Below are 22931 nucleotides of genomic sequence, written 5' to 3'. Positions count from 1 at the left end.
ACCGAAACGGCCTGCGCGCAGGGAGGCGCCCCATGAGCCGCGATCGGCTGCGTTTCATTCACACCAGCGACTTGCATCTCGAGCAGCCGCTGTATGGTGTGCCCGAGGTGCCCGAGCATCTGCGCGACGTCTTTCTCGAGACGCCGTACCTGGCCGCCGAGCGCGTGTTCGAAGCGGCGCTCTCCGAACAGGTCGATTTCGTGGCGCTGGCGGGCGATGCCTTGCACCCGCGCCGCGGCGGGCCCAGGGCGCTGGAGTTTCTCTGCGAACAATTCACACGGCTCAACGAGCGCGGCATCGCCGTGTTCTGGGCCGGCGGAACCGTCGACACGCCCGCGAGCTGGCCGCACGAGCTGGCTCTCCCGCCCAACGTGACGGTGTTTCCCGCGCAACATTTGACGGCGTTTCCCGTCTACCGCGAGGGCCGCTTGATCGCGCAGGTGGTTGGCGCGAGCCGCGCGGGGCGCGGCACACTGGCGACCGACGATTTGACGCCCGATAACGCCGATCTGCCGCGAATTGCCATCGTGCACGGCGCGCTTGACGGGATCGGTCACACGGGCGGCATCGACTACTGGGCCCTGGGCGGCCGGCACAATGCATCCAAAGCCGGCAGCGACGCATCGCTGGCCCACTACTGCGGCAGCCCGCAGGGCCGGCATCCCAGCGAGACCGAGCCGCACGGCTGCCTGCTGGTCGGCATGAATGACGACGGCCACTGGCAGTCGCGCTTGATCCCCACCGACGTGGTGCGGTGGTACGACGAGCGATTGGCGCTCGACGAGAAGGCCAAGCGTGGCGATCTGGAAAAGCTGATGCAGAAGCGCATCGAATCGCTGAGCGCCGCCGATCCGGGGCTCGATCGCCTGATTGCCTGGCACATCTCGGCCCGTGGCGAGCTGGCCACGCAGTTGCGTCGCGGCAACCTGGCGGCCGACGTCCTGTCGGGCCTGCGGCAGAAATACGGCGTGAAATCGCCTGCCGCGTGGAGCTGGAAACTCGAAGTCGAGCCGCCCGAAACGGTGCCTGTCGGTTGGCAGCAACAGCAGACCATGCTGGGCGACTTCCTGCGGATGGTCGAGCAACTGCGCGTGCAGCCGCGCGAATCGCTGGAGCTGCAACGGTATGCCGGCCCGCACAAGCTGGCCGAAATCGAGCAAGCCGTAGATCTGAGCGACGCAGGGGCGCGACAGCGCGTGCTGCAGCACGTCACGGCGCTGGGCATCGATCTGCTGCGCGGCGAGGAGGGCCGGCCATGATTCTCCACGACCTCGAGGTCGACGGCTTCGGCGTCTGGACCGACTTGCGCGTCGCGAATGTCTCGCCGCGCTTGACCGTCTTCTTCGGCCGCAACGAAGCCGGCAAGACGACGCTCTTGCAGTTCGTGCGGGCCATCTTGTTCGGCTTCACGCCGGACCGGCGGGCGCGCTATCTGCCGCCGGTCGAAGGCGGCGCTCCGGGCGGCAGGTTGGTCGTCTCATGTGGCGAAGGGCGATTCGTGCTGCATCGTCGCGACCTGACGCCGCAGCCGCTCGAAACGGACTTGGGACGCTTGTCGGTCGCCACGTCCGACGGCGCCGAAGTGAGCGACGGTCGCTGGCGGCAACTGCTGGGCGACGTCGACGAGTCGATCTTCCGCAACGTGTACGCGGTCGGCCTGGACGAATTGCAAGAGCTGGCCACGCTTTCCGATTCCGCGGCCGGCGAGTTGCTGTACAAGCTGACGACCGGCGTCGATCGCGTCGCCATGTCGGACGTGATCCGGGAGTTGAATGCCTCGCGGCGACGGCTGCTGGCCGAGGCCGATTCGCAAGGCCACATCGCCGACCTGATCGCCCGGCGCGACGGTTTGCGCGAAGAAGTCGATCGCCTGGCCGCCAGCACCGACGGCTACGTCCGACTCCTCGGTCAGCGCGCCGACGTCGAACGCACGGTCCAAGACCTCGAGGCCCGGCGCCAGGAGCTGGATCGCAAGCTGAGGATCGTCGAAACGGCCATTGCCGTGCGCGAACCGTGGCACAAGCGCGCCGCGCTCGACGCGGAACTCAAGCAATTGGGTGACGTCGCCCCGGTGCCCGAAGGGACGCTGGAGCGCGTGACGGCGCTGAACGAACTGCTGCAGAAGCGGCGCCGCAAACTGCGCCGGATGCGCCGCGACGCAGCGCGCTTGGCTCAGGAACAGCGCGATCTCGGTTTTCGGCCCGACTTGTGGCGCTTCGGTCCGCGGATCGAAGCCCTGGTCGAGCAGCGCGAATGGATCGAGAAACTCGACCAGCAAAACGCCGTGGCCAGTCAGGAAATCTCAGCGCTGACCGGCGAAACCAAGGTCGAACAACAACGGCTGCTCGACAACAGCAAGAAGCTCGACGTCGCCCCTGAGCAACTCACCCGGGGCGCCATGTCCCAGCTCCGGCCTTTGGTTCGCGTGTTGAGCGAAGAGCGCAGCCGTCTGCAATCGGCCGAAGAAGACGCCGCCCGGGCCCAACGTCAGCTCGACCAGGTGAACGCTGAGCTGCAGGGAGCCTTGAAAGACTTTCCCGATGCCGACCTGACGGTGGCCATGGACCAGTCCGGCCAGCACGTCAGCACGCTTCGCCGGCGGGTCCAGCTCGAAGAACGCCTCGATCGGCTGAAACGGCAGTTGCAGGACCTGGCCCAGGACAGCGACGAGCTGGCCGACAACCATTTACTCTCGGGCTGGGCGCTCGGTGGGCTGGGCGTGTTGTTCGTGCTGGGTGTGGCGATGATCCTGGCCGGGTTGTTCTTCGGCCCTTCGGTCACGGGCGGCTACGGCCTGGGACTGTTGTTCTTGGGCATTCTCGGCGCCGCGGCGGCCGTGGTGATCAAGCGCGTCGTCGAGCAATCGGCGGCCGAGCAGCTCGAAGCCTGCGAAAAGCAGATGGACGTGCTGCGGCTGCAATATAAACAAGCCAAGGAAGAGCGCGATCACCTCGACGCCGAACTACCTGGCGTCGGGGGACCGCTAACCGTGCGTCTGCAGTCGGCCGAAAAGCTCCACAGCCGACTGGAAGAGCTGCTGCCCGTACAAACGCGGCGGCAACTGGCCCTCAATGAACTGGCGGCCGCCAAGCAGCGACTCGAACAGGCGCGCCGCGATCATCAGACCGCGCAGCAACGCTGGCAGAGCACGCTCGAGGCCGCGGGCTTGCCGCACGATTTGCAACCCGCACAAGTGCAGACGCTGGCCCAGAGCCGGGTGCGCGTCACCGATCTCGATCGTCGCAAAAACCAGTTGGCCGAGGATCAACTCAGCCGTCGCCGGGCGATGGAGTCCTTACAACAGCGCATCGAACAGCTGCTGGCCGACTTGGGCCTGACGCCGGAATCGACCGACCCCCTGCTCCGTCTGGCCCAGTTGCAACGCGAACATCAGGCACAGCACGCCGCGGTACGTCGTCGCAACGAGTTGCGCCGGCAGCGCCGCGAATTGCGGCGCGATTACGAGCGGCTGCACAGCCGCGGTCGGCAAATCATTCGTCGGCGGTTACAGACGCTGCGCGCGGCCGGCTGCGAAACCGAGGACGAACTGTTGGCGCGGCTGGCCCGGCTCGAACGAGCCCGGCAGCTCACCGCCGAGCGTAACGAGCAGCATCGGCTGGTGATGGCCGGAGTGGGCGAGCCGGCGCGCGAAGAATTGATCGCCGCCGAGTTGGCCACCGTGGGGCCGGGGCGCGAACTGGACCACCGCTGGGAACAGCTATCCTCCGAGGTGCAGCAACTCGAAGCTCGACGCCGGGAATTGTATCAACAGCAAGGGCGGCTCGAGGAACAGCTCAAGCATCTGCTCGAAGATCACCGGCTGCCGGCGGCCCAGCTCGAGCTGGGTGCCGTCGAAAGCCAGTTGCAGACCTCTCTTGCCCAATGGCAGACGCTGGCCGTGACCAGCCGCATCCTGCATGCCATTCGCGCCGATTACGAACGGCAACGCCAGCCCGAGACTCTACTGGCGGCGTCGAAATACTTTGCCCGGCTGACCGCCGGAGCCTACACGCGCGTCTGGACGCCGCTCGATGAGGACGTGCTGCGGGTCGACGACGCCAAGGGACACACGCTGCCCGTCGACGTGCTCAGCCGCGGAACCCGTGAGCAGTTGTTCCTCAGCCTGCGGCTGGCGCTGGTCGAAAGCTATGCGCGTCGCGGCACCGTGATGCCGCTCGTCTTGGACGACCTGTTCGTGAACTTCGATACCGTGCGCACGCAGGCTGCGGCAGTGGTGCTCGACGAATTCGCCAAGGCCGGGCACCAGGTGCTCGTGTTCACTTGTCATGAACACATCGTCAAAATCTTTCGCGAGCTGGGGGCCGACGTGCGTGCCTTGCGAGGCGAGCTGGAGGCCGAGGCTCCACCAGTCCCCCTGGTGCCGCTGCTCGAACTGGCGGCTCCTCCGGTCCCGGCGGTGGTCGTGCCGGCTGCGCCCCCGCCGCGCCCGTTGCCGCTGTGGGACTATCGCTCCGATGTATGCATCAATGAATCCGGCGAATCGTTCGACGAAGAACCCGTTCGCCGGGCCGCGCTGCCGTTGACCGACGTGCTCGACGAATATGGCGATGCCGACGAGTTAGAACCGGCCCGATACGTGCCGAAACGCCCGGCCCGCCGCACGTTGCCCGTGCGCCGCGCGCCGCTGCGTAAGCAGTTCCCCGCACGTGCGAGCGAACCGCGACCGTCGGGCCCCTGGGACCAGGACGCGCCGCTGTGGTTTGCAGCGCAAGCCGCGGTCGAACACTACGAGACCCATTTTCCCTTGGCGGGCGTAGCCAGCATCGGCACTCCGCTGGTGCCCTGGCTATGGGCCAACCGCCATGTCGCCGTGCCGCAAACTCCGGTCGAGCCGCCTCGCGGAGTGGCGCTGCGTCACGACTTGCCCAACGAAGGGACGCCGCGCTGGCACTTCTGGGTGGCGACCAACGAGGGCTCGGCAGACGCCGAGCAGCGTGTCTTGCGCTCGTCGATTCTGCTGCCTCAGGGCGACGCCAATCGGCGCCGACCGCCGACCGTGTGGACCAAGGCCCCGGGCACCGACCACGACGATCTGGACGAAGGCACTTCGCGGCACAAGTTCGCTTGAGCGACGTTGGTTGCCTGACCGGCAGCCTGCCGTTCGCTCGCAGGGGCTTACACGCCCGTCGGGCTGCCGGAGAATCGCAGGCGCCGCAATTCGCCCGCCAGGCGACGGCAGCGCTCGCGGAAGCTCCACGTGAGCCACCCCAAGTAGAGGTTGCTGCCCAACGACGCGAAGAGCACGATGCTTGCCACGACCAGCGGGAACCAGGCTTGATCATCCGCTTTTCGAGACGTGTCGCGTTGTTGATTGAGCCCAATCGAAGCGCGCGGGCTTCCCGCGCCGGCGTTGCCCAACTCGACTTGCGCGGCGCTGGCCGGCGAGATCGGCTGCATCCTCGGAGCCGGGGCGAATGACGCTTGTGAGGAGAACGTCGGGCTCAGCGCCGTGCCCGCGGCCACAGGCGGAATCGGCATCGGCAGCCGTGAGACGTCGGCCGGCCGCAATTGAGTGCGTTCGCGCGGTCGCAATTCCTGTGGCGAGACGCGCCGCTGCGCCAAATCGACGTGCGGCTGCGCAGGCTGGCTCAAATCCGTGGGCCCGTGTGCACCCAGCGTTGGCACCGCCGTTTGAGGGTCGGCTGCCGGTCGTGGGGGCGAATGGAAAGGCTGCCAGTCGCTCGCCGGCTGCACCTCGGTCCGAGGCTCATACGGTAACGGCACCGGCGGCGGTGCGCCCGGCAACGTTTCGACGTTCGGCGCGGCCTGGATCAAGGGCTGCAGCGCGGCAACCTCGACCGGGCCTGAGGCGTCTTCCGCGGAGTCGCGCAAGGGCGCAGGTTCAGCGCGGCCCGGTGGAGTTCCGCGACCAACGGTGATCCGATACCGGCGCACGTCACCCAGATCCGCCGGAATCACGCTGCCGATGTCCTGGCCGGCGCGCAGGGCATCGAGCGCCTGGGGCTCAAGTTGAATGACATACTCGTAGCCACCCTGAGGCAACGGCTGCCATCCGTAATCGACACCCAGGGCTGCCGCCACGATGAGCCACGTCGAGGCCATCGCCTGCACTCCTTTGCTCGCCAGAATCCTCCGCGCAACGCACGGCGCGGTCCCCCCATGCTACCGCGTCGAGACGCGTCGGCAAAGCAAATGGCCCAGCGGGGCTCAATCCGCCGGCACCGGCGGGGGCTCCTCGCCGTCCAAGACGTCAAGTTCCTTGCGGAGCATGTTCAAGGCCGCCTGGAGGAAGGCCACGACCATCGGGCCGACGAAAATGCCGATCGGCCCCAGAGCTTGCACCCCGCCAAGGACGCTCAACAGGGCCAACAGCGGATGCAGATTCGATTGGCCGTGCAGGACGTACGGCTTGATGATGTTGTCGGCCATCGAAATGACCAGCGTGCCATAGGCCGCGAGCGCAGCCGCAGCCACCCAGTCGTCCTGGAACAAGAACAGCCACAGGGCGCACGCACCCCAGACGCTGGCGGCCCCGACGAACGGCACCATGGCCAGCAAAAACGTGATCACCGTTAGCAGGAAGATCGAACCCAGGCCGGCAAAGTAGTAACCGATCGCCGCCAGCACGGCTTGGACCAGGGCTGACAACAACGTGGCGACGACGACCGCGCGACTGATCCGGTCGAACTCGAACAGGATCTGCTGCTCGTAGGTGTGGGCCAGCGGCGAAAGGCGCATGATCGTGTTGACCATGCCCGGCCCGTCGGCCAGGAAGAAGTAGAGCGACACGACCATAATGCAGAAGCCCACGATCAGTCGGCCAACCACACCGCCGACGGCTTGCGTGGTGCTCAGGGCCAGCGGCGTCACCCAGGCCCTCAGACGTTCGCGCAACTGCGGCAGCTCTTCCGGCCCAGGGTTGGCCGTCTTCTTGAGCCACATGACCCAGGAGCTGCCATACAATTCGAGCGTGAAGTCCTGAAACTGGTTGTCGACCTTCTTGCCCTTGTCGACAAACTCGGGCTGCTCGGGATCGAGATGCTCCAATTCCGCGGCCGTCTGGAGCAGTAAATCGTAGGTCGCCTGGATGCTTTCCGCCGGCGCTGCATCGTCTCCGACCGGCGGCTGCGCGGGCCGCTGCCTGGCCACAACCTCGCGAACCACTTTGCGAACGTCGTCCGAGCCGAGTTGGTGCAGGGCGGCCGTGAGCGCCGCCGGCTTGAGGCGTTCCAGGTCGTCGGTGCGCAACGGCAACAGTTGCTCGTCGACCTCATCGAGAATCGGCTTGGCGTCGAGATCGAGCCCGACGCTCTTGAGCAGCTTGGAATAGCGCTCGAGAACTTCACGCTGATCGAAGTTGGTGACGATGCGGGCCGCATCGGCCGCGGCCATGGCCAGCACCGTGACCATCGGCGCCAGGACGACCAGCAGGATCATCAGCGTGGTCAGCAACGCCGCCAGGTGATTGCTCCCCTTCACTTCTTGTACGACCCAGCGATGCAGGGGGCGAAAGATGACCACCAGCACGACGGCCAGGAAAATGGGCAACAGAAACTGCGCCATCACCTGGTAGAACAACAGGCCGCTGACCGCGACCAGGGCCACCAGGATCAAGAACGAAACCAACCGTGACACGTGCGGCAACTTCCTTTCCGTACGTTACAGCGAGACCGGAATTCTATCAGCGCCCCCGGCAGTTCGACGAGCCGGATGTTGTCGCCTCGCGCGCTGGCGCGCACAATCGAGCCGATCGTGCGGCCGGTGCGCACGGTCGTACGTCGTCTTCCCTGTGTTCTTCGTGGCCGAGGACTGGTGCTTGTCGCCCGCCGTGCGAAGCTGGTTGCTGATCCTGGGCAAGCTGGCCATCCTTGCGCTGTTGTTGTGGGCGATCAGCGGCTTTGTCGGCAAGGCCCTGGAGCAATTGCGCGAGCGCCCCCTGCAAATCCGGCCCGGTTGGTTTGCGCTGGCCGGTGCGTTGTATCTGCTGGGGCTGGCCCCGTGCGCCTGGTTCTGGCGCCGTGTGCTCTTGTACTTGGGCCAGCGGCCGGGGCGGTACGAGACCTGGCGCGCGTACTATATCGGGCATCTGGGCAAATACTTGCCGGGCAAGGCGATGGTCGTGGCCCTGCGCACGGGGTTGCTTGCCTCGGCGCGCGTCGACGCGGCCGTGGCGGTGGCCAGCATCTTCTACGAGACGCTATCGATGATGGCCGTCGGTGCGGTCGTGGGGGGCGTGCTGGTTGCCGTGGTTCATCGCCAGCAGACGAGCGTCCTGTACGGCGCCTGTGCGATGGCGGTGGTGGCCGGATTACCGCTGGTGCCGGCCGTGTTTCGCTTCGTGGCCAAGCTGGCCAGGCTCGATCGCCGCTCGCCCCAAGCGGCCGAGGGACTGGGGCGGCTGAACATCGCGGACATCTTGCCCGGCTGGCTGGCAATTGCCGGCGGCTGGTTGGTGCTCGGGGCAAGCATGCTGGCCACGATCTCTGCGCTGGGCGGACAGCACGCGCACCCCTTCGCCGATTGGCTGCTTTGTTCGGCCGTCGTGGCGCTGGCCTCGACCGGTGGGTTTCTATCGCTGGTACCGGGTGGCGCGGGAGTGCGCGAAATGCTGATCATTCCGCTCTTGGCGCCACGGTACGGCGAGGCCGTGGCACTCGGCGCCGCGGTGCTGTGGCGCATGGCGTCGTTGCTGGCCGAGTTGGTCCTTTCGGCTATCCTGTACCCTGTGCGCGGTGCGCCGCGCGAGGCCTCTTCCGCTTCCGCCACGTCCCCCCGCTGAACCGATGTTGTCGGCCGTCATTCCGGTCTTGAACGAGGCCGCCAGCCTGGACGCGCTGTATCTCGAACTGGACCGCGTGTCGCAGCGACATGGCGACGCGTGCGAGTTCGTGTTTGTCGACGATGGCTCGACCGACGGTTCGTGGGACGTCATCTGCCGGCTGGCTGCGCTCGATCCCCGCGTGCGCGGCATTCGCTTTCGCCGCAACTTCGGCAAGGCCGCCGCGCTCAGCGCCGGTTTCGGTGAAGCGCGGGGCGAACTGGTGATGACGCTCGACGCCGATCTGCAAGACGACCCGGCCGAGATACCCCGGTTCGTCGAGGCGGTCGCCGGCGGCGTCGATGTGGTCAGCGGATGGAAACAGGTGCGGCACGACCCCTGGCACAAGGTGCTGCCCAGCCGGGTGTTCAATTGGCTCGTCGGACGGCTGACCGGCGTCAAGCTGCACGATCACAATTGCGGGATGAAATGCTATCGCCGCGAAGTTCTGGCCGAGGTCAAACTGTACGGCGAGCTGCATCGCTTTGTCCCGGTGCTGGCCGCGGCGCGGGGATTTCGCGTTGGTGAGCTGGTGATCAACCATCGCCCCCGACGACACGGCTACTCGAAATACGGCTGGGACCGCATCTTCAAAGGGCTGCTCGACCTGATGACGGTCAAGTTCCTCACCGGCTTCGGGCAGAGTCCTCAACATCTCCTGGGCGGCATCGGGCTGACTTTTTTTGCCCTCGGCGGCGTGGGCATGTTGTGGTTGACGGGCTATTGGATGGCCGCGCAACTCAATCCCGACTGGCACTTGCTGCCATTGCATCAGCGGCCGGCCGTGTTGTATTCGCTCGGAGCGTTGCTGGTCGGCATTCAACTCATGTCGCTCGGCCTCTTGGCCGAGATGGTCATCGCCTACAACGGCCGCCCGAGCGACGGCTATTCGATCGCCGAGCGGACACCCGGCGCAGGGTCGAGCACCGGCACGGCAACGCCATGAACGGGCCGGACACCGATCGCGCCGCCTGGCGCCGGGCCATGTACGGCCTGCTGATCGTCACGAGCCTGGCCGGAGTGGCGGCACGCATCGCGGCGCTCGATACCCCCAACGTGCGCGACCCGGCCAAGCGCCGACCGTTCCTGAGCGCCAACGATCGTTCGCGCTGGTGCACGGTGCGTGCCCTGGTCGAGCACGGTACCTATGCGATCGACGACGTGGTCCGCGAGCCGGGCTGGGACACGATCGACATGGTGTCGCACGATGGACACCTGTATTCGAGCAAGCCGCCGCTGCTGGCAACGCTGGTCGCCGGGGAATACTGGGTCCTGCACCGGCTGACCGGCAGCACGCTGGGCGAGCAGCCCCACGCGCTGGGCCGGTTGATGCTGGCGACCATCAACCTGCCGGCCTTGGCGTTGTATTTCGTCGTGTTGACGTCGCTTGTCGAACGTTATGGAACGACCGATTGGGGCCGCGTGTTCACGATGGCCGCCGCCACCTGGGGCACCTTGCTCACGACGTTCGGCGTGACCTTGAACAATCATTTGCTGGCCGCTGTGGCGGCCGTGGGCGCGGTAGCCTTGGTGCTGCGCATCGTTCGGGGTCAACGCGCCCGCGCGGGAACGTACTTGCTCTGCGGGCTCGCCACGGGGCTGATGGCCGCGCTGGAATTGCCGGCGCTGGCCTTGGCGCTGCCGCTGGCCCTGTGGCTATTTGCCTACGACGCCCGGCGAACGGTCGCCTGGTTCGCACCGGGCGTGTTGCTGGTCACGATCGCCGCCTTGGCCACGAACTATGCAGCCCATGGGACGATTCAACCGGCGTACGCCAGGCAGATGCTCGATCCTGCCAGCGGCGAGAACTGGTACGTCTACTCTTACGAGCACCAAGGGCGCACCATCGAAAGCTACTGGCAACATCCCCAGGGCGTCGACCGGGGCGAGCCCTCGCGCGCCGTGTACGCCTTTCATATCCTGTTCGGACACCACGGCGTGTTTTCGCTCACGCCCGTGTGGCTGGCGAGCGCCGTCGGCCTGGGGCTGTGGTTGCGCGGCCGGGGACAGGCCCCGTGGCTGCTCGGCGCGCTGATTGCGGGCGTGTCGCTGGTCTGCCTGGCGTTTTATCTCTCGCGGCCCATGCTGCAGCGGAACTACGGTGGTACGGCGGCAGGCTTTCGTTGGCTGTTCTGGTTCGCTCCGCTGTGGCTGGTCGCAATGCTCCCGGCGGTCGACACCGCAGCGGGCCATCGCGCCGCACGCGGGTGGTGCCTGGCTCTGTTGGCCGTGTCGGTCTTTTCGGCGTGTTACCCCGTATGGAACCCCTGGACGCATCCCTGGCTTTACAACCTTTGGGTTTGGCTGGCAGCACCTTGAAAAACGCGTCACAATAGTCGGCGCCTGTCCGCCGAATGACTTGATGCCCTCTGGGCCTGCAAACACCGCATATATCTCGGGAGGATTTCGATCATGTCGCGCATCCGCCGCACCCTCGTACTGACGCTGGCCGGTCTGCTGATCTTGCCGGCCGTGGCCCTGGCGGCCGACAAAAAATCGCCCGGCGACACGCTGCTGGGCAAGTGGTGGTTCCCCAAGAAGAACGGCCGCCTCGAAATCGTCAATAAAGATGGCGTCTATTTCGGCAATGTGATCGCTTATTACGAAGACCCCGAGGCGCTCGACAAGAACAACCCGGACGAATCGCTGCGGAAGCGGAAATTCATCGGCATCGAGATGCTGCGTGACTTCACCTACGACGCCGACGCCCAGGAATGGTCGGGCGGCACGATCTACGACGGCGACAGCGGCAAGACCTACAAATCTCGCATGTGGTACAAGGACGGCGACCCGAACACGCTCAACGTGCGCGGGTTCATCGGCATCTCGATCCTGGGCCGAACCGAAATCTTTACCCGGGTGACCAAGGAAGACGAGGCCAAGGACGCTGCCGATGCTGCCGCCAAGGAAAAAGAAAAAGAGCAGGCCAACAAAGACAAGCCGGCGGACGCCGGTGCCGACAAGCCCGAGGGCGACAAGTAATCGCCCGGGGGTCTGGTGCACCGCGAGTGTCAATCGCGCTGGAGTTGCAGCTCGTCCCAGGTGGCCGGCGGCGCGGCGGTGATGTCGATCGGCTCGCCGGTCATCGGATGGCGCAGCGCCAGGCGCTGGCCATGTAGCGCGATCGGCCGCAGTCGGGCATCGTCGACCGGCGGTCCAAACGTCGTTTGCGCGCCATATTGAACGTCGCCCACGACTGGCCAGCCGCGCGACGCGGCCTGCACACGGATCTGGTGCATGCGGCCGGTTTGCAACACGATCTCGAGCCATGAGCCGGAGCGGCTGCGCCCCAACGTGCGATATTCGAGCACGGCCTGCCGCGCCTCGGGATGCTCGGGCGGAACAATTTCGGCCCGAGGTTCGTCGGGCACTTTGCGGACGAAATCTTCCCAGCGACCTTGGGCTGGCTCGACGTGCCCTTCGACACAGGCCCAGTAGATCTTCTCGATCGAGCGTTCTTCGAACTGCCGGCCGATTTTTTTCGCGGCGCGGCTGTGCCGGGCAAAGACCATCACGCCCGAGACCGGTCGGTCGAGGCGATGGGGAATGGCCAGGTAGGGTGCTTTCGGTCGCCCTTCGCGCTGCATCAAGAACTGCTTGATGCGCAGCTCCAGGCTGTCGATGCCCGGCGGTGCCTGGCTGAGCACGCCCGAGGGCTTGAGAACGACAAGGACGGGCCCCTGCTCGAGCAGGATGTCGGGCGGCGGCAGTTCCATGGCGGCGGACGCGATCCTATTCGCAGCGCAAAAAAACCGACGGGTCGGACCCTCCGGCCCGACCCGCCAGAATGTGCATGACGAGCTGGCGCTTTAGATCTGGCTCGCGCTGGGCACCACGAACGGCGCACGGTATTCGCGGGTCAGCATCGCGTCGGCCTGCGAATTGTTGGCGAACTTTTCGTTGGCCGCGTCGAAGGCGAGCTTCGGACCGCACTGGATTTGCGTCTCGCTCAGGTTCACCTTGTCTTCGGTCAGGTGATCGCTGAACCGGGTGAAGCTGTCGAGCAACTCGGGGTTGTCGGACAACTGAGCCTTGACGTCTTCCGGCGACATCTTCTGGCCCAAGCGGTACGAGATGTTGCCCAAGTGGCACAACGCGCTCGAGAGGTGACCCTCGAGAATGTCGGCGTGCAGGTCTTCCTGCTTCCGCGACAAAACGCAGTCGATGAAGTTGCCGAAGTGGTCGCCGCCCCCGTCGAATTTCTCGACGAGCTTGCCGTCGAGATCGAACGCGGCGCCGCTCGAGTAGTCGGTCATCACCAGGTAGCCCTTGGTGCCGTAGAACACGTTGCCGACTTTCGCGCCCTTGAAGTCGGGCGTCTCGAGACCGCGAACCTCGAAGATCAGCAGACGATTGCCATACGTGTGCATGGTGATTTGCGTGTTGGCGGTTTCGCCGTCGTCCTCGTAGCCGAAGCGGCCGCCATACGACATCACGGCTTCGCCGAGGTTATCGACGTTCAGCCCCCACCGGGCCACGTCCATCTGGTGGATGCCCTGGTTACCCAGGTCGCCGTTGCCGTAGTCCCAGTGCCAATGCCAGTTGTAGTGGAAGCGATTGCCCGAGAACGCCCGCTCCGGTGCCGGACCGAGCCAGAGGTTGTAATCGACGCCGGCCGGCGGTTCCTTGTCGGGCTGATGGCCGATGGACGGGCGCCGCTTGTAACACAGGCCGCGGGCCACGGTCACATCGCCCAGCTTGCCGTCGTGCAGATAGGCCATGGCCTTATTCGTGCCTTCGGTCGAACGGATCTGCGTGCCGGTCTGGCAAATGCGCTGGTGCTTGCGGGCCACCTCGACCATCCGGCGGCCTTCGCTCACGTTGTGGCTGACCGGCTTTTCACAATACACGTCCTTGCCGGCCTGCATGGCCCAGATCGACGCGAGCGAGTGCCAGTGGTTGGGCGTGGCGACGCTCACGACATCAATGGTCTTGTCGTCGAACACTTCGCGCATGTCCTGCACGACCTTCGGCTCGTGGCCCGACAGCTCCTTGACCTGGCTGGCACGGCGCTTGGCGACATTCGAGTCGGGATCGACCAGGTAGAGAATCTGGGTGTTGGGACGCTTGGCAAACTGTTCGATGTGCTCGCCGCCGCGGCCGCGTACGCCGAGGATGGCCACCCCGAGCTTCTCATTGGGGCTCGACGGGGCATTGTCGGCCGCCGCGACGACTCGGGTCGAGGCGGTGGCCGCCAGGGCCGTCGCCGTGGCGAACATCGACTTTTCTAAAAAACGGCGACGATTGAAGTCGGTCATCGCAGAGAACTCCAGAATGTTGTTGGTGGGCAGCCCTGGGGGGGCGGCGCGGCGGTCGACGCGCTCGCGAGGTGTCGTGCTGCACAGCACTACCCCGCGAAAGGCGGCCGGGTGTCAGCACCGGGTGTCAGAATAGCACAACTCGGCCCCGGGAAGCCACTTGGGCACCGCGAAGCAGCCTCGGCGGCCAACGTCACTTGGCTTCGGCAGGTGACATATCTGCGGCAGCAGCAGCACTTTGGGCGCGAATGCAATACAGGTGCTCGACTCCACGAACGAGCAAGGCATCACCCGCGACTGCCGGCGTAGCCCAAACTTGTTCGTTCAGGCGGTTGGTGCCGAGGATTTTGAATTCCGGTTCGGCGGCCACGAAAAATGCCGTGCCGTCGCCGTCGATCAAGAGGATTCGGTCCTCCAACACCAGCGGCGAGGCGACAACATCCTTCCCGTCGGGCAACCGCTCGCGATACAGGCGTTCGCCCGTGGCGGCGGCGTAGCAGGCCAAGATCGATTCTTCGGAGACATACAGCCGGGGCCCCGCGACGACGGGCGACGCGAGGCCGGGACCCGACCGCACGCGCCACCAGGCGATGCCGTCGTTGTGAACAAGCTCCTTGCTGGCGGCCTCTTTCTTCGACAGCGAGATGTCGCCTGACTTGCCCGCTTTGACCGAGAACAACGGCGCAGTGCTGAACGGGCCGTTGTTCCCCAAGAACAACGCGTCGCCTTGGGCCGTGGGGCTGCTGGCGAACGACGACGGGAAATTGCCCAGTTCCCAGAAGGCCTGGCCCGTGGCGAGATCGTACGAATACACGCGAGTGTTCCCGCAGGCCACGAGCTCGGTGCGAACCGAGTTGCGCCAAACGAACGGAGTCGCCCACGAGGTGCCTTTGCTGCGCGGCGCGCGCCAGCGTTCCTGGCCGGTCGCCGTCTCGAGGGCCACGAGGAACGAGTCTTCCTCGTTGTACCATTGCACGTAGACCAGATCGCCGACGATCACCGGCGAGCTGCCAGTTCCTAGATTGGCCTGCATCGGATGCACGCCCAGATCAACGCTCCAGGCCAGCTCGCCATCGACGCGGTAGGCGAAGACCTTCCCGATCGAGGCCAGCCAGACGACGACGTGCTTGCCGTCGGTGGCCGGCGTCTCCGTGGCATACGTGTTCGTCACGTGCGCCGGGATCGGCGGCTGTTGTTCGGCGATCTGCTGACGCCATTGCTCCTGGCCTCCGGCGAGATCGAAACAGGCCAGTTCCCAGCGATAGGAATCCTCAGGCGGCTTGGCCGGACCGGTAAAGGCGTTCGTTGCGGCCTTTTTCGGTTCGGGATCGGCCGTCGAGACTGCCGTCAACACAAAGACCTGCTGCCCCCAGACCACCGGCTGCGCCCAACCGGAACCGGGAACACCGACTTTCCAGGCGATGTTTTCCGTCGGCGACCAGGCGTGCGGAAACCGCGCACTCTCGACCGTCCCATCGCCGCGCGGACCGCGAAACTGCGGCCAGTTCTCCTGGCCGCAGGCACTGGCGACGCCAAACACGCAAGATACGGCGACGAGCAACCCGAGTCGTAGGCGTGGCATAATCCGATCCTTTGCAGGGCAAGAGTTAATCCGGCAAGCCGGCGCGGCATTTTAGACGTCCGGCCGAATTCGACGATGCGGCGCCGCCGGCTCGGTCAACCGTACCGCTCCATCCAACGATCGACCACCGCGGGCAGGTGCCGATTGAGCAGGCTCAGCCACCATGCCGGCCAGTCGGGGATCAGGTTTCGACGTCCGCGCTCCATGGCCTGTGCAATCCGGCCCGCACACACCTCGGCCGGCAGTCCCGCGGGCACAGGCCAAGGAACGTCGCCGCGCCGATCGACCAGGTGGCTGTGAAATTCGGTTTGCGTGGTGCCAGGACAGACCAACAGCAGGTCGATACCTAAGGGCCGTAATTCACCCCGCAGCGACGTGCTCAGTCCCTGCAGCGCAAATTTGCTTGCGCAATACTCGCTCATCCGTGGAAGGGCCCGCTGGCCGAGGATCGAGCCGATATTGACCACCAGCGGCCGCGAGCCGTGTCGCAGTAAGGGTACCGCCTCGCGCGTGAGTTCGGCCACCGCGAATAGATTCACTTCCATGACGGCGCGCAGTCTAGACGGCTCGGCCGACAGGAACGGTCCCAGGGCGCCCACTCCGGCGTTGTTGATGAGGATGTCGAGCCCGCCAAAGCCAGCGGTTGCGGCGCGCAGCGCCGCGGCCCGATCGTCGGCCGAGGTGACGTCGCCCGCCACAGCCTCGGCTCGCGCACCCATTCGGCGCAACTCCGCGACGAGTTCTTCCAAGCGATCGCGATTCCGCGCAAAGACGAGCACTTGCGAGCCGCGCTGGGCCAGTTCGATCGCCAGCGCTCGCCCGATGCCGCTCGAGGCGCCGGTGATCAGCACACGGCAATCGCGCAACGACCGACGGGCCATGCCACTTATTTCCTTCCGTGGAGTACTTGCGAGCGATCGTTCCCGCGGTGGCGGCGACCCCGGCCAGCCGCACGTCGCCTCAAGAGGCGTGACGGTCGGTCAGCGGCAAGCTATCGGCGGGTGAAGATTCGATCCAGGCCTCGGGGCCGTGATCCATCACGCGCGGCTCGTTGGCCGCGCCGCGCTCGTCTGCGCTACGGGGCTCGACACCATCCTGCGCACCTGGCGCAGGCAGACCGCCGGCGCCTTGGCCGTTGCGATGCGGACTGACTGTACCGCCGATCGATTCGATCTGCACGAGATGCCGCTGAGGCAGCCGGCAGTGGATGATCACACGGCTGTCGTCGTACCGTCGCGAGAAGACTTCGCCGCGCGCCGCCAGGTAGGCCAGCAAACGCCCGTTGTCGACGCCCGTTTCGACGTCGACGTCGGCAAAACTCGCGCTGAGCGCATCGCTCACGGCGTTGGCCAGTTGATCGAGCCCGATACGATTACGGGCACTCACCGCGATCGCCTGAGGGAAGCGGTTGAGCAGCAGGCTCACCTGCGTGCGGCTGGGCACGGCGTCGATCTTGTTCAACACCAACAGCGTGTCCTTGGCCCGAATCCCCAGTTCTTCGAGCACCTCGCGGACCGAATCAATCTGCTCGACAACCGCGTCGTTGCTGGCATCGGCGACGTGCAGCAGCAGATCGGCTTGCCGGGCCTCTTCCAACGTCGCCTTGAAGCTGGCGATCAAGTGGTGCGGCAAGTGACGAATGAAGCCGACCGTGTCGCTCAACAGCACGGGCCCCCAGCCGGGCAATTGCCAGCGGCGCGTGCGCGTGTCGAGCGTGGCGAACAATTTGTCGGCCGCATAGACGCCGGCGCCGGTCAGCGCGTTCATCAACGTGCTCTTGCCGGCGTTCGTGTAACCCACGAGCGACACGGTCATATGATCGCGGCGGCCCGCCACCTGGCGCTCTTTGCGGCGCTCGATTCCGCCCAGCTCGGTACGTAGCTCGAAGATCCTCCGCTCGACGAGCCGGCGGTCTTCTTCGAGCTGCTTTTCGCCCGGCCCGCGCATCCCGATGCCGTTCTTAATGCGGGACAAGTGAGTCCACATCCGCTTCAGCCGCGGCAGCGAATACTGCAACTGGGCCAGCTCGACGGCCAACCGGGCCTCGTAGGTCTGCGCGCGGTTGGCGAAGATGTCGAGAATCAACTCGGTACGATCGATGACCTTGGTGCTCGTGGCCTTTTCCAGATTGCGGGTCTGGGCAGGCGAAAGGTCGTTGTCGAAAATTACGACGTCGGCGTCTTTCGCCGCCACGAGCGTGGCCAACTCGTCGACCTTGCCGCTGCCCAGGTAGGCCGTCTTGTCGGGCACGTTGCGTCGCTGGGTCAACTGGCCGACGACGCGGGCGCCGGCCGTTTCCGCCAGGCCGGCCAGCTCGTCGAGCGGGTTTTCCGAAACGGGTTGGTCGTCGAGCAGGACGCCCACCAGGATGGCCGATTCCGAGACAACGCTGCCGATTCGGTTTCGATCTGTCACGCGGTTGGAATGCTCCCGTTTGCTGAGCGCCGGCCGTACGGACGACTTCCTCGTCGAAAGTCTAGTGATTAATTCTACCACCCGCCCAAATGTCGGCTACGCGAGTTCCGGGCCAACACGGGGGACAACTCCAACGGCAGCAGGGTTCGCGGCGTCATTCGAGCCCGTCGCCCTCACGCAGCCGGCAATAGCTTTCATACCTGCGGCCGTCGATCAAGTCGTCGGCCACGGCGTCTTTCACGGCACAATCGTCCTCGTGGACGTGTGTGCAATCGGGAAACCGGCAGCGGCTGACGAACGGGCGAAATTCCCTGAAAAAGCCCGCCATCTCCTCCGGTACGACGTCCCACAGCTCCATTTGCCGGATGCCCGGCGTATCGACCACGAACCCGCCGCTGGCCAGGGGCCACAGCGTCGCGGTGGTGGTCGTGTGGGTGCCTTTTTGCGATTCCTCGCTGACGTCACCGACGCGCAGCTTGAGGTTCGGATCGACCGCGTTCAACAGCGATGACTTGCCCACGCCGCTTTGACCCACGACGGCCGTTTGCTGTCCGCGCAGCAGTCGCCGCAACCGTACGATCCCTTGCCCCGTCGTGGCGCTGACCAGCAAGGTTGCGTAGCCGAGTTGGGCATAGTTACCCACCAGCGGCTGCAGGCTCGCGGCGTCAATCAGGTCGACCTTGTTGATGCAAACGATCGGGCGGATGCCGGTCCGCTCGGCACTCAGCAAAAAGCGGTCGAGCAAGTTGGGTTTCAGGTCGGGCTGCGCGGCGCTGCCCACAACCAGCACCTGGTCGACGTTGCTGGCGATCAGGTGTTGCCGCTGACGGCTCGTACGGCTGAGCGTGCCGTGCCGGGGTTCAACCCGGAGAATGATGCCTTCTTCGGCGCCCTCGGGTCGGAACAGCACCACGTCGCCGGCGATGACCACGTGCCGGGCGTCGGTCGACAGGGTCTTGAGCAAGCGTCGCGTGGCGCAGCGATATTGCCGCCCTTCGTCAGTGACCACCGTGCTGTGCAGCCCGCGCACGGCCAGCACCCGGCCGCGCAGGGCCTGGGCCAGGTCGACATCCAAATGCACGGCAAACCCATGCTCGTCGCCGGTCACTTCGTCGCCGAAGACCGTCCGTTTGCGGGTCAGCTTGCCCTTGCCGCTGACGCGCTCGCCCCGGGCCACGTCTTCCAGCGGCTGAGCGCCGTGATGGAACTGCCGGGTGAGATCGCCGTCGCGACGCCGCGATTCGTGATGCTTGCGAAACTCGGCGCGGAGCTTACCCTTCTTCTTAGCCATACTGGCTACTCTAGCAGACCTTGGTCGTTTTCCGACACTCGACGGACCGCTGGCATGCCGCTCCTCTCCGGATGGTTTGATTTTGCCCTGGCCGCGATTTGCGTGGTCATCGCCGTGTGGGCGGCGCGCGCGCAAAACGACTTCCTCTTCACAGGCCTGATCTTCGTGGCGGTGGCTGCGTTTGCCGGCGGCTTCAACCTGGGCGGTTGGACGCAGTTCGCCCCCACGCACGAGTGGCTCTCGCAACTCGGGCGCGGACCGGGAACGCTGGCCATGGGGCTGGGCGTGCTGGCCGCGGTATTTGGTCCTTGGCCGAGCGCGCGATGGTGGGCCGTGGCGCTGGCCATCGTGGGCGTGGGCGCCGTGCATGCGCTGCAAGGCTCGCCGCACTTCGAGTTGGTGCTCACGCTTTGGGGATCGACGTTGCTCGTCGCGCTGCTGATCGCGGCCGTGCAGGCGTTGCGATTGGGGCGCGCGCCCGTGGCCGGCGCCGCCTTGGGGGCGATTACGCTGTTAGTTGTCGTGGGCTTTGCCGTGAATCGGATTCCCCTGCCCGAGGGCAGGCCGCTCAAGCACGTCGATCTGCTGCACCTGATGCTGATGGCTTGCTATGGGTTGATCTGGTTCGTGGCCCGCGATTTTCAGCGGCTGCGCGGCGTCTGAGCGGCATCCCGGCCGCCGCCCGGCAGCGGTGCTCGTGGCGCTGCTTGGTCCGGAGTACAATCGCCGCCCGGAGAGATCTTCGCTTCGGCCCCGCACCGCTCGACACACCCCACTGGGAGACCCGCACCATGCATCCGCACCACCCATCGCGACGAGAGTTATTGCAGGCCAGTCTGGCGGCGCTGGCCGCCGCAGGGTTCGCGACCGGGCGGGCGCTGGCTGCTCCCTTTGCCGGGATGCCCATGGGCATCCAGTCGTACACCTTCCGCGGTTTCGACGTGCTCAAGGCGCTCGACGAAACGCAGAAGCTCGGGCTGCATTACGTCGAGATGTTCGAGGCGCATTTTCCCAGCAAGTCGTCGCCGGCCGAAATCGACAAGATGCTGGCCGAGGCTCGGCGCCGCGACATCAAGATCATCGGCTACGGCGTGAACCCTTTTACCAAGGATCACGAGAAGAATCGGAAGATGTTCGAGTTCGCCCAGCGGGTCGGCATTCGCAACCTGTCGGCCGATCCGACCGAGGACGCCTTCGACAGCCTCGACAAACTGGTCGAGGAATTCGACATCCGCATTGCGATTCACAACCACGGGCCCGGCGCCCGCTACAACAAGATCGCCGACGTCCTGACGGCCATCGAAGGCCATCACCCGAAGATCGGCGCCTGCGCTGACTTGGGCCACTACATCCGCTCGGCCGAAGACCCGGTGCGAGCCATCCGGCTGTTCAAGGGCCGGCTCTACGGCGTGCATCTGAAAGACTTTGCCGAGCAGAAAGCCAACGCGCGCGGCGTCATCCTGGGCGAGGGTCATCTCGACGTCAAAGGCGTGTTCCAGGCGCTGCGCGAAGTCGAGTTTCCGGCCGATGGCAGCCTGTCGCTCGAATACGAAGAGAAGGAAGCCGACCCGCGCGACGACGTGCGGCAGTGCTTCGACGTCGCCGCGAAGGCGGCCGACGCCCTGGCTTGACTCGGCGCGCGACGCGCAAGGGCGGGCTCGCAATCCGCCCTCAGAAATCGTCGGCCCGATGGCGCAACTGCGGCAGGTAATGCACGCGCGTCTCCACCTGCGAGCCGTCCAGCGTGAAGCTGCGCCAGCCGGGGGGATGATGATCCATTGTCGGCTCCGGCTGGCCGGCGGCGAATTGGAACGCCGTCGAAGGGCACGTCCACAGCGGCCAGCCTTGCCAGACGGTCGCCCGCGCTTGGTGGATGTGGCCGGTGACGATCCCGCGCACGCACGGCCATTGACGCAGGCAGCGGGCCAGGGCCTCACCGCCGTGCAGGTTGATCGTGTCGAGCCAAGGGCTGCCGACTTCGAGGGGAGGATGATGCACGCAGATCAAGGTCGGCGTGGTCGGATCGGCCTGCAGACAGCCGCGAAGCCACGGCCAGACGCCGGTGGCCAATCGGCCGAAGGATTCGCCCGGCACGTGCGAGTCGAGCGCGAGCAACCGCGAATCGCCGACGCGATCTTCCCACACCGCGGCGCCGGCCACCGGCGCGAACTGCTCGGCGAATGCGGCCCGCAGCCCTGCGCGGCTGTCGTGATTGCCCAGCAAGAACCGGCAGCGCGGCAAGTGCTCGGCCAGCAATTCGGCCAGGAGCAGGTACGTTGCCGGCTGCTCGTCCTGCGCCAGATCGCCGGTGATGACGATCCGATCGGCGTTCGACAGTTGTTCGCGGGCACCTTCAAGCAGCTCGCGCAGGCAATCGGCCGGCGGAACTCCGCGGACCAGGCCCGCCGGGTCGGCGACGAGATGCAAGTCGGAAAGTTGGATCAGCGAGACGGCCATCGGATTCGCTTCCGTGCTGGGCGTGCGTGCGGCCGTCAATCGGCCGCGACGCCTGAATCGCCGTAGATTTCCGGCTCGCGAGACCAGCGCTCGATCATCCAGATGTTGCGGAAGCGCACCGGATCGTGATGATCCTGGAACTTGATCGGCAGCGGCTCGAAGCCCTCCGGCTTGCCGGCGCCGGTCTTCGACGGAATCTCCTGGTTCCGATGCACCGGGACGCCGTTCTGGACGACCGTGATGCACGCGTTCTTCAGCTTGCGGCCGGCCGTATCGAAGCGGGCCGCGCGGAAGTCGATGTCGTAGGTCTGCCAGACCAGCGGCGGAAAGCACATGTTGACCCGCGGCGGGATCAGCTTGTAGATGCCGCCGCATTCGTTCGGCTCGCCGCTCAGGCCGAACGAATCGAGAATCTGCACCTCGTAGCGCCCCTGGAGGTAGACGCCGCTGTTGCCGCGGCCTTGGCCCCGGGCCTCGGGCATGAACGGGGTGCGAAACTCGATGTGCAGATGAAAATCGCGCACCGGGCGGACCGTTTCGGTGCCTTCCATCAACAGGCCATCGGCCGTGATCCGGACCCCGTTCAGTTCGCCGGTCGCGGTGCCGTCGAACAGCACGATCGCCCCGGGCGGCGGTAGCAAGCCTTCGGTGGGGCTGCTGCGCTGGACCTTGTAGATCCAGCCGCGAAACACACCATCGCCGTCGTAAACGTAGACCTTCTCGCGGTGGATCATGAACTGGCAATCGGGCCCAGCCAGGGACGCCACCTCGCCACTCCACGTACCGTCGGCCGATTGGCGCGTCACACAGTCCCAACCGGCACCGGGCAAACCGCCGGGAAATTGCACCGCACCAAGATTCCGTCCGCCCAGGGCGATCACCTGCAAGCCCAAGGGGGCCGTGCGGTAACCGCATTTCACCCGGCCGGCGTATTCGCCCTGAAACCACCAGGCACGACCCGCCTCGGCGACGCTGGTGGCGATGGGTCCCTGGTCGTCCTCCGCAGCGCGGCCCGTGCCTGGCGCTACGAACAACAGCAGGCACGCTGGATAGACAAACCAAGCATGGCGGCGAAACACGAGCATAGGAACCGACTACCTGGCGGCGCGAAAGGAATAGGGCAACCAA

At 65.8% G+C, this 22931-nt stretch carries 18 protein-coding genes; 8 read left to right on the top strand and 10 right to left on the bottom strand.

Annotation, left to right across the window (positions count from 1 at the left end):
• Window positions 1-32: 32 nt before the first annotated feature.
• Both K1X74_16010 and K1X74_16005 read left to right on the top strand, forming a co-directional pair.
• The gene (locus K1X74_16010) at window positions 33-1259 is read left to right on the top strand and encodes a DNA repair exonuclease (GenBank protein ID MBX7167838.1); all 1227 of its coding nucleotides are present in this window, start codon (window positions 33-35) and stop codon (window positions 1257-1259) included.
• Window positions 1256-5089 carry an AAA family ATPase gene (locus K1X74_16005; protein MBX7167837.1) on the top strand — a complete coding sequence of 1278 codons (3834 nt, stop codon included), beginning with the start codon at window positions 1256-1258 and terminating at the stop codon, window positions 5087-5089. Before K1X74_16010 ends, K1X74_16005 begins: the two co-directional genes overlap by 4 nt.
• A 47-nt stretch (window positions 5090-5136) precedes the next feature.
• Here K1X74_16005 and K1X74_16000 read toward each other — a convergent pair whose 3' ends face one another.
• Both K1X74_16000 and K1X74_15995 read right to left on the bottom strand, forming a co-directional pair.
• Window positions 5137-6084, bottom strand: coding sequence for a hypothetical protein (locus tag K1X74_16000; protein MBX7167836.1), 948 nt, complete (start codon window positions 6082-6084; stop codon window positions 5137-5139).
• 105 nt (window positions 6085-6189) lie between these two features.
• Window positions 6190-7617, bottom strand: a complete 1428-nt coding sequence (locus K1X74_15995; GenBank protein ID MBX7167835.1) for an AI-2E family transporter — start codon at window positions 7615-7617, stop codon at window positions 6190-6192.
• A 181-nt stretch (window positions 7618-7798) separates the two neighbouring features.
• Here K1X74_15995 and K1X74_15990 point away from each other — a divergent pair, with 181 nt between their 5' ends.
• The 4 genes from K1X74_15990 (at window position 7799) to K1X74_15975 (ending at window position 11782) form a co-directional block, all read left to right on the top strand.
• Entirely contained in the window at window positions 7799-8761 is a 963-nt protein-coding gene (locus tag K1X74_15990; protein MBX7167834.1) for a lysylphosphatidylglycerol synthase domain-containing protein, read from the top strand.
• A 4-nt stretch (window positions 8762-8765) separates the two neighbouring features.
• The gene (locus tag K1X74_15985; protein MBX7167833.1) at window positions 8766-9746 is read left to right on the top strand and encodes a glycosyltransferase family 2 protein; all 981 of its coding nucleotides are present in this window, start codon (window positions 8766-8768) and stop codon (window positions 9744-9746) included.
• Window positions 9743-11119: a hypothetical protein gene (locus K1X74_15980; protein MBX7167832.1), complete on the top strand. Its 1377-nt coding sequence runs from the start codon at window positions 9743-9745 to the stop codon at window positions 11117-11119. Before K1X74_15985 ends, K1X74_15980 begins: the two co-directional genes overlap by 4 nt.
• Before the next feature lie 93 nt (window positions 11120-11212).
• The gene (locus K1X74_15975) at window positions 11213-11782 is read left to right on the top strand and encodes a DUF2147 domain-containing protein (GenBank protein MBX7167831.1); all 570 of its coding nucleotides are present in this window, start codon (window positions 11213-11215) and stop codon (window positions 11780-11782) included.
• Between the two features lie 29 nt (window positions 11783-11811).
• On the opposite strand, the gene K1X74_15970 is transcribed toward K1X74_15975, so the two are convergent.
• From K1X74_15970 to rsgA, 6 genes are all read right to left on the bottom strand, one after another.
• A complete protein-coding gene (locus K1X74_15970) occupies window positions 11812-12516 on the bottom strand; it encodes an RNA pseudouridine synthase (protein ID MBX7167830.1) in 705 nt (234 codons plus the stop codon).
• Window positions 12517-12609: 93 nt separating this feature from the next.
• Window positions 12610-14058: a Gfo/Idh/MocA family oxidoreductase gene (locus K1X74_15965; GenBank protein MBX7167829.1), complete on the bottom strand. Its 1449-nt coding sequence runs from the start codon at window positions 14056-14058 to the stop codon at window positions 12610-12612.
• A 193-nt stretch (window positions 14059-14251) separates the two neighbouring features.
• Window positions 14252-15640, bottom strand: coding sequence for a PQQ-like beta-propeller repeat protein (locus tag K1X74_15960; GenBank protein MBX7167828.1), 1389 nt, complete (start codon window positions 15638-15640; stop codon window positions 14252-14254).
• 95 nt (window positions 15641-15735) lie between these two features.
• Entirely contained in the window at window positions 15736-16521 is a 786-nt protein-coding gene (locus K1X74_15955) for an SDR family NAD(P)-dependent oxidoreductase (protein MBX7167827.1), read from the bottom strand.
• Window positions 16522-16600: 79 nt separating this feature from the next.
• Window positions 16601-18055, bottom strand: a complete 1455-nt coding sequence (gene hflX / locus K1X74_15950) for a GTPase HflX (GenBank protein ID MBX7167826.1) — start codon at window positions 18053-18055, stop codon at window positions 16601-16603.
• A 154-nt stretch (window positions 18056-18209) separates the two neighbouring features.
• Window positions 18210-19346, bottom strand: coding sequence for a ribosome small subunit-dependent GTPase A (gene rsgA, locus K1X74_15945; GenBank protein ID MBX7167825.1), 1137 nt, complete (start codon window positions 19344-19346; stop codon window positions 18210-18212).
• 54 nt (window positions 19347-19400) lie between these two features.
• Between rsgA and K1X74_15940 the strand changes: the two genes are divergently transcribed.
• Window positions 19401-20009, top strand: a complete 609-nt coding sequence (locus tag K1X74_15940) for a hypothetical protein (GenBank protein ID MBX7167824.1) — start codon at window positions 19401-19403, stop codon at window positions 20007-20009.
• A 128-nt stretch (window positions 20010-20137) separates the two neighbouring features.
• Window positions 20138-20977, top strand: a complete 840-nt coding sequence (locus K1X74_15935) for a sugar phosphate isomerase/epimerase (GenBank protein MBX7167823.1) — start codon at window positions 20138-20140, stop codon at window positions 20975-20977.
• Window positions 20978-21017: 40 nt separating this feature from the next.
• Here the strand turns inward: K1X74_15935 and K1X74_15930 are convergent, their stop codons facing one another.
• Window positions 21018-21803: a metallophosphoesterase gene (locus K1X74_15930; GenBank protein MBX7167822.1), complete on the bottom strand. Its 786-nt coding sequence runs from the start codon at window positions 21801-21803 to the stop codon at window positions 21018-21020.
• Window positions 21804-21838: 35 nt separating this feature from the next.
• Entirely contained in the window at window positions 21839-22888 is a 1050-nt protein-coding gene (locus K1X74_15925; protein ID MBX7167821.1) for a DUF1080 domain-containing protein, read from the bottom strand.
• Window positions 22889-22931: the final 43 nt, after the last annotated feature.

The organism is Pirellulales bacterium (genome assembly GCA_019694435.1).
Lineage (GTDB): Bacteria > Planctomycetota > Planctomycetia > Pirellulales > JAEUIK01 > JAIBBZ01.
Note: the sequence above shows the minus strand (reverse complement) of the source record. Positions and strands in the feature narration are given on the sequence as shown.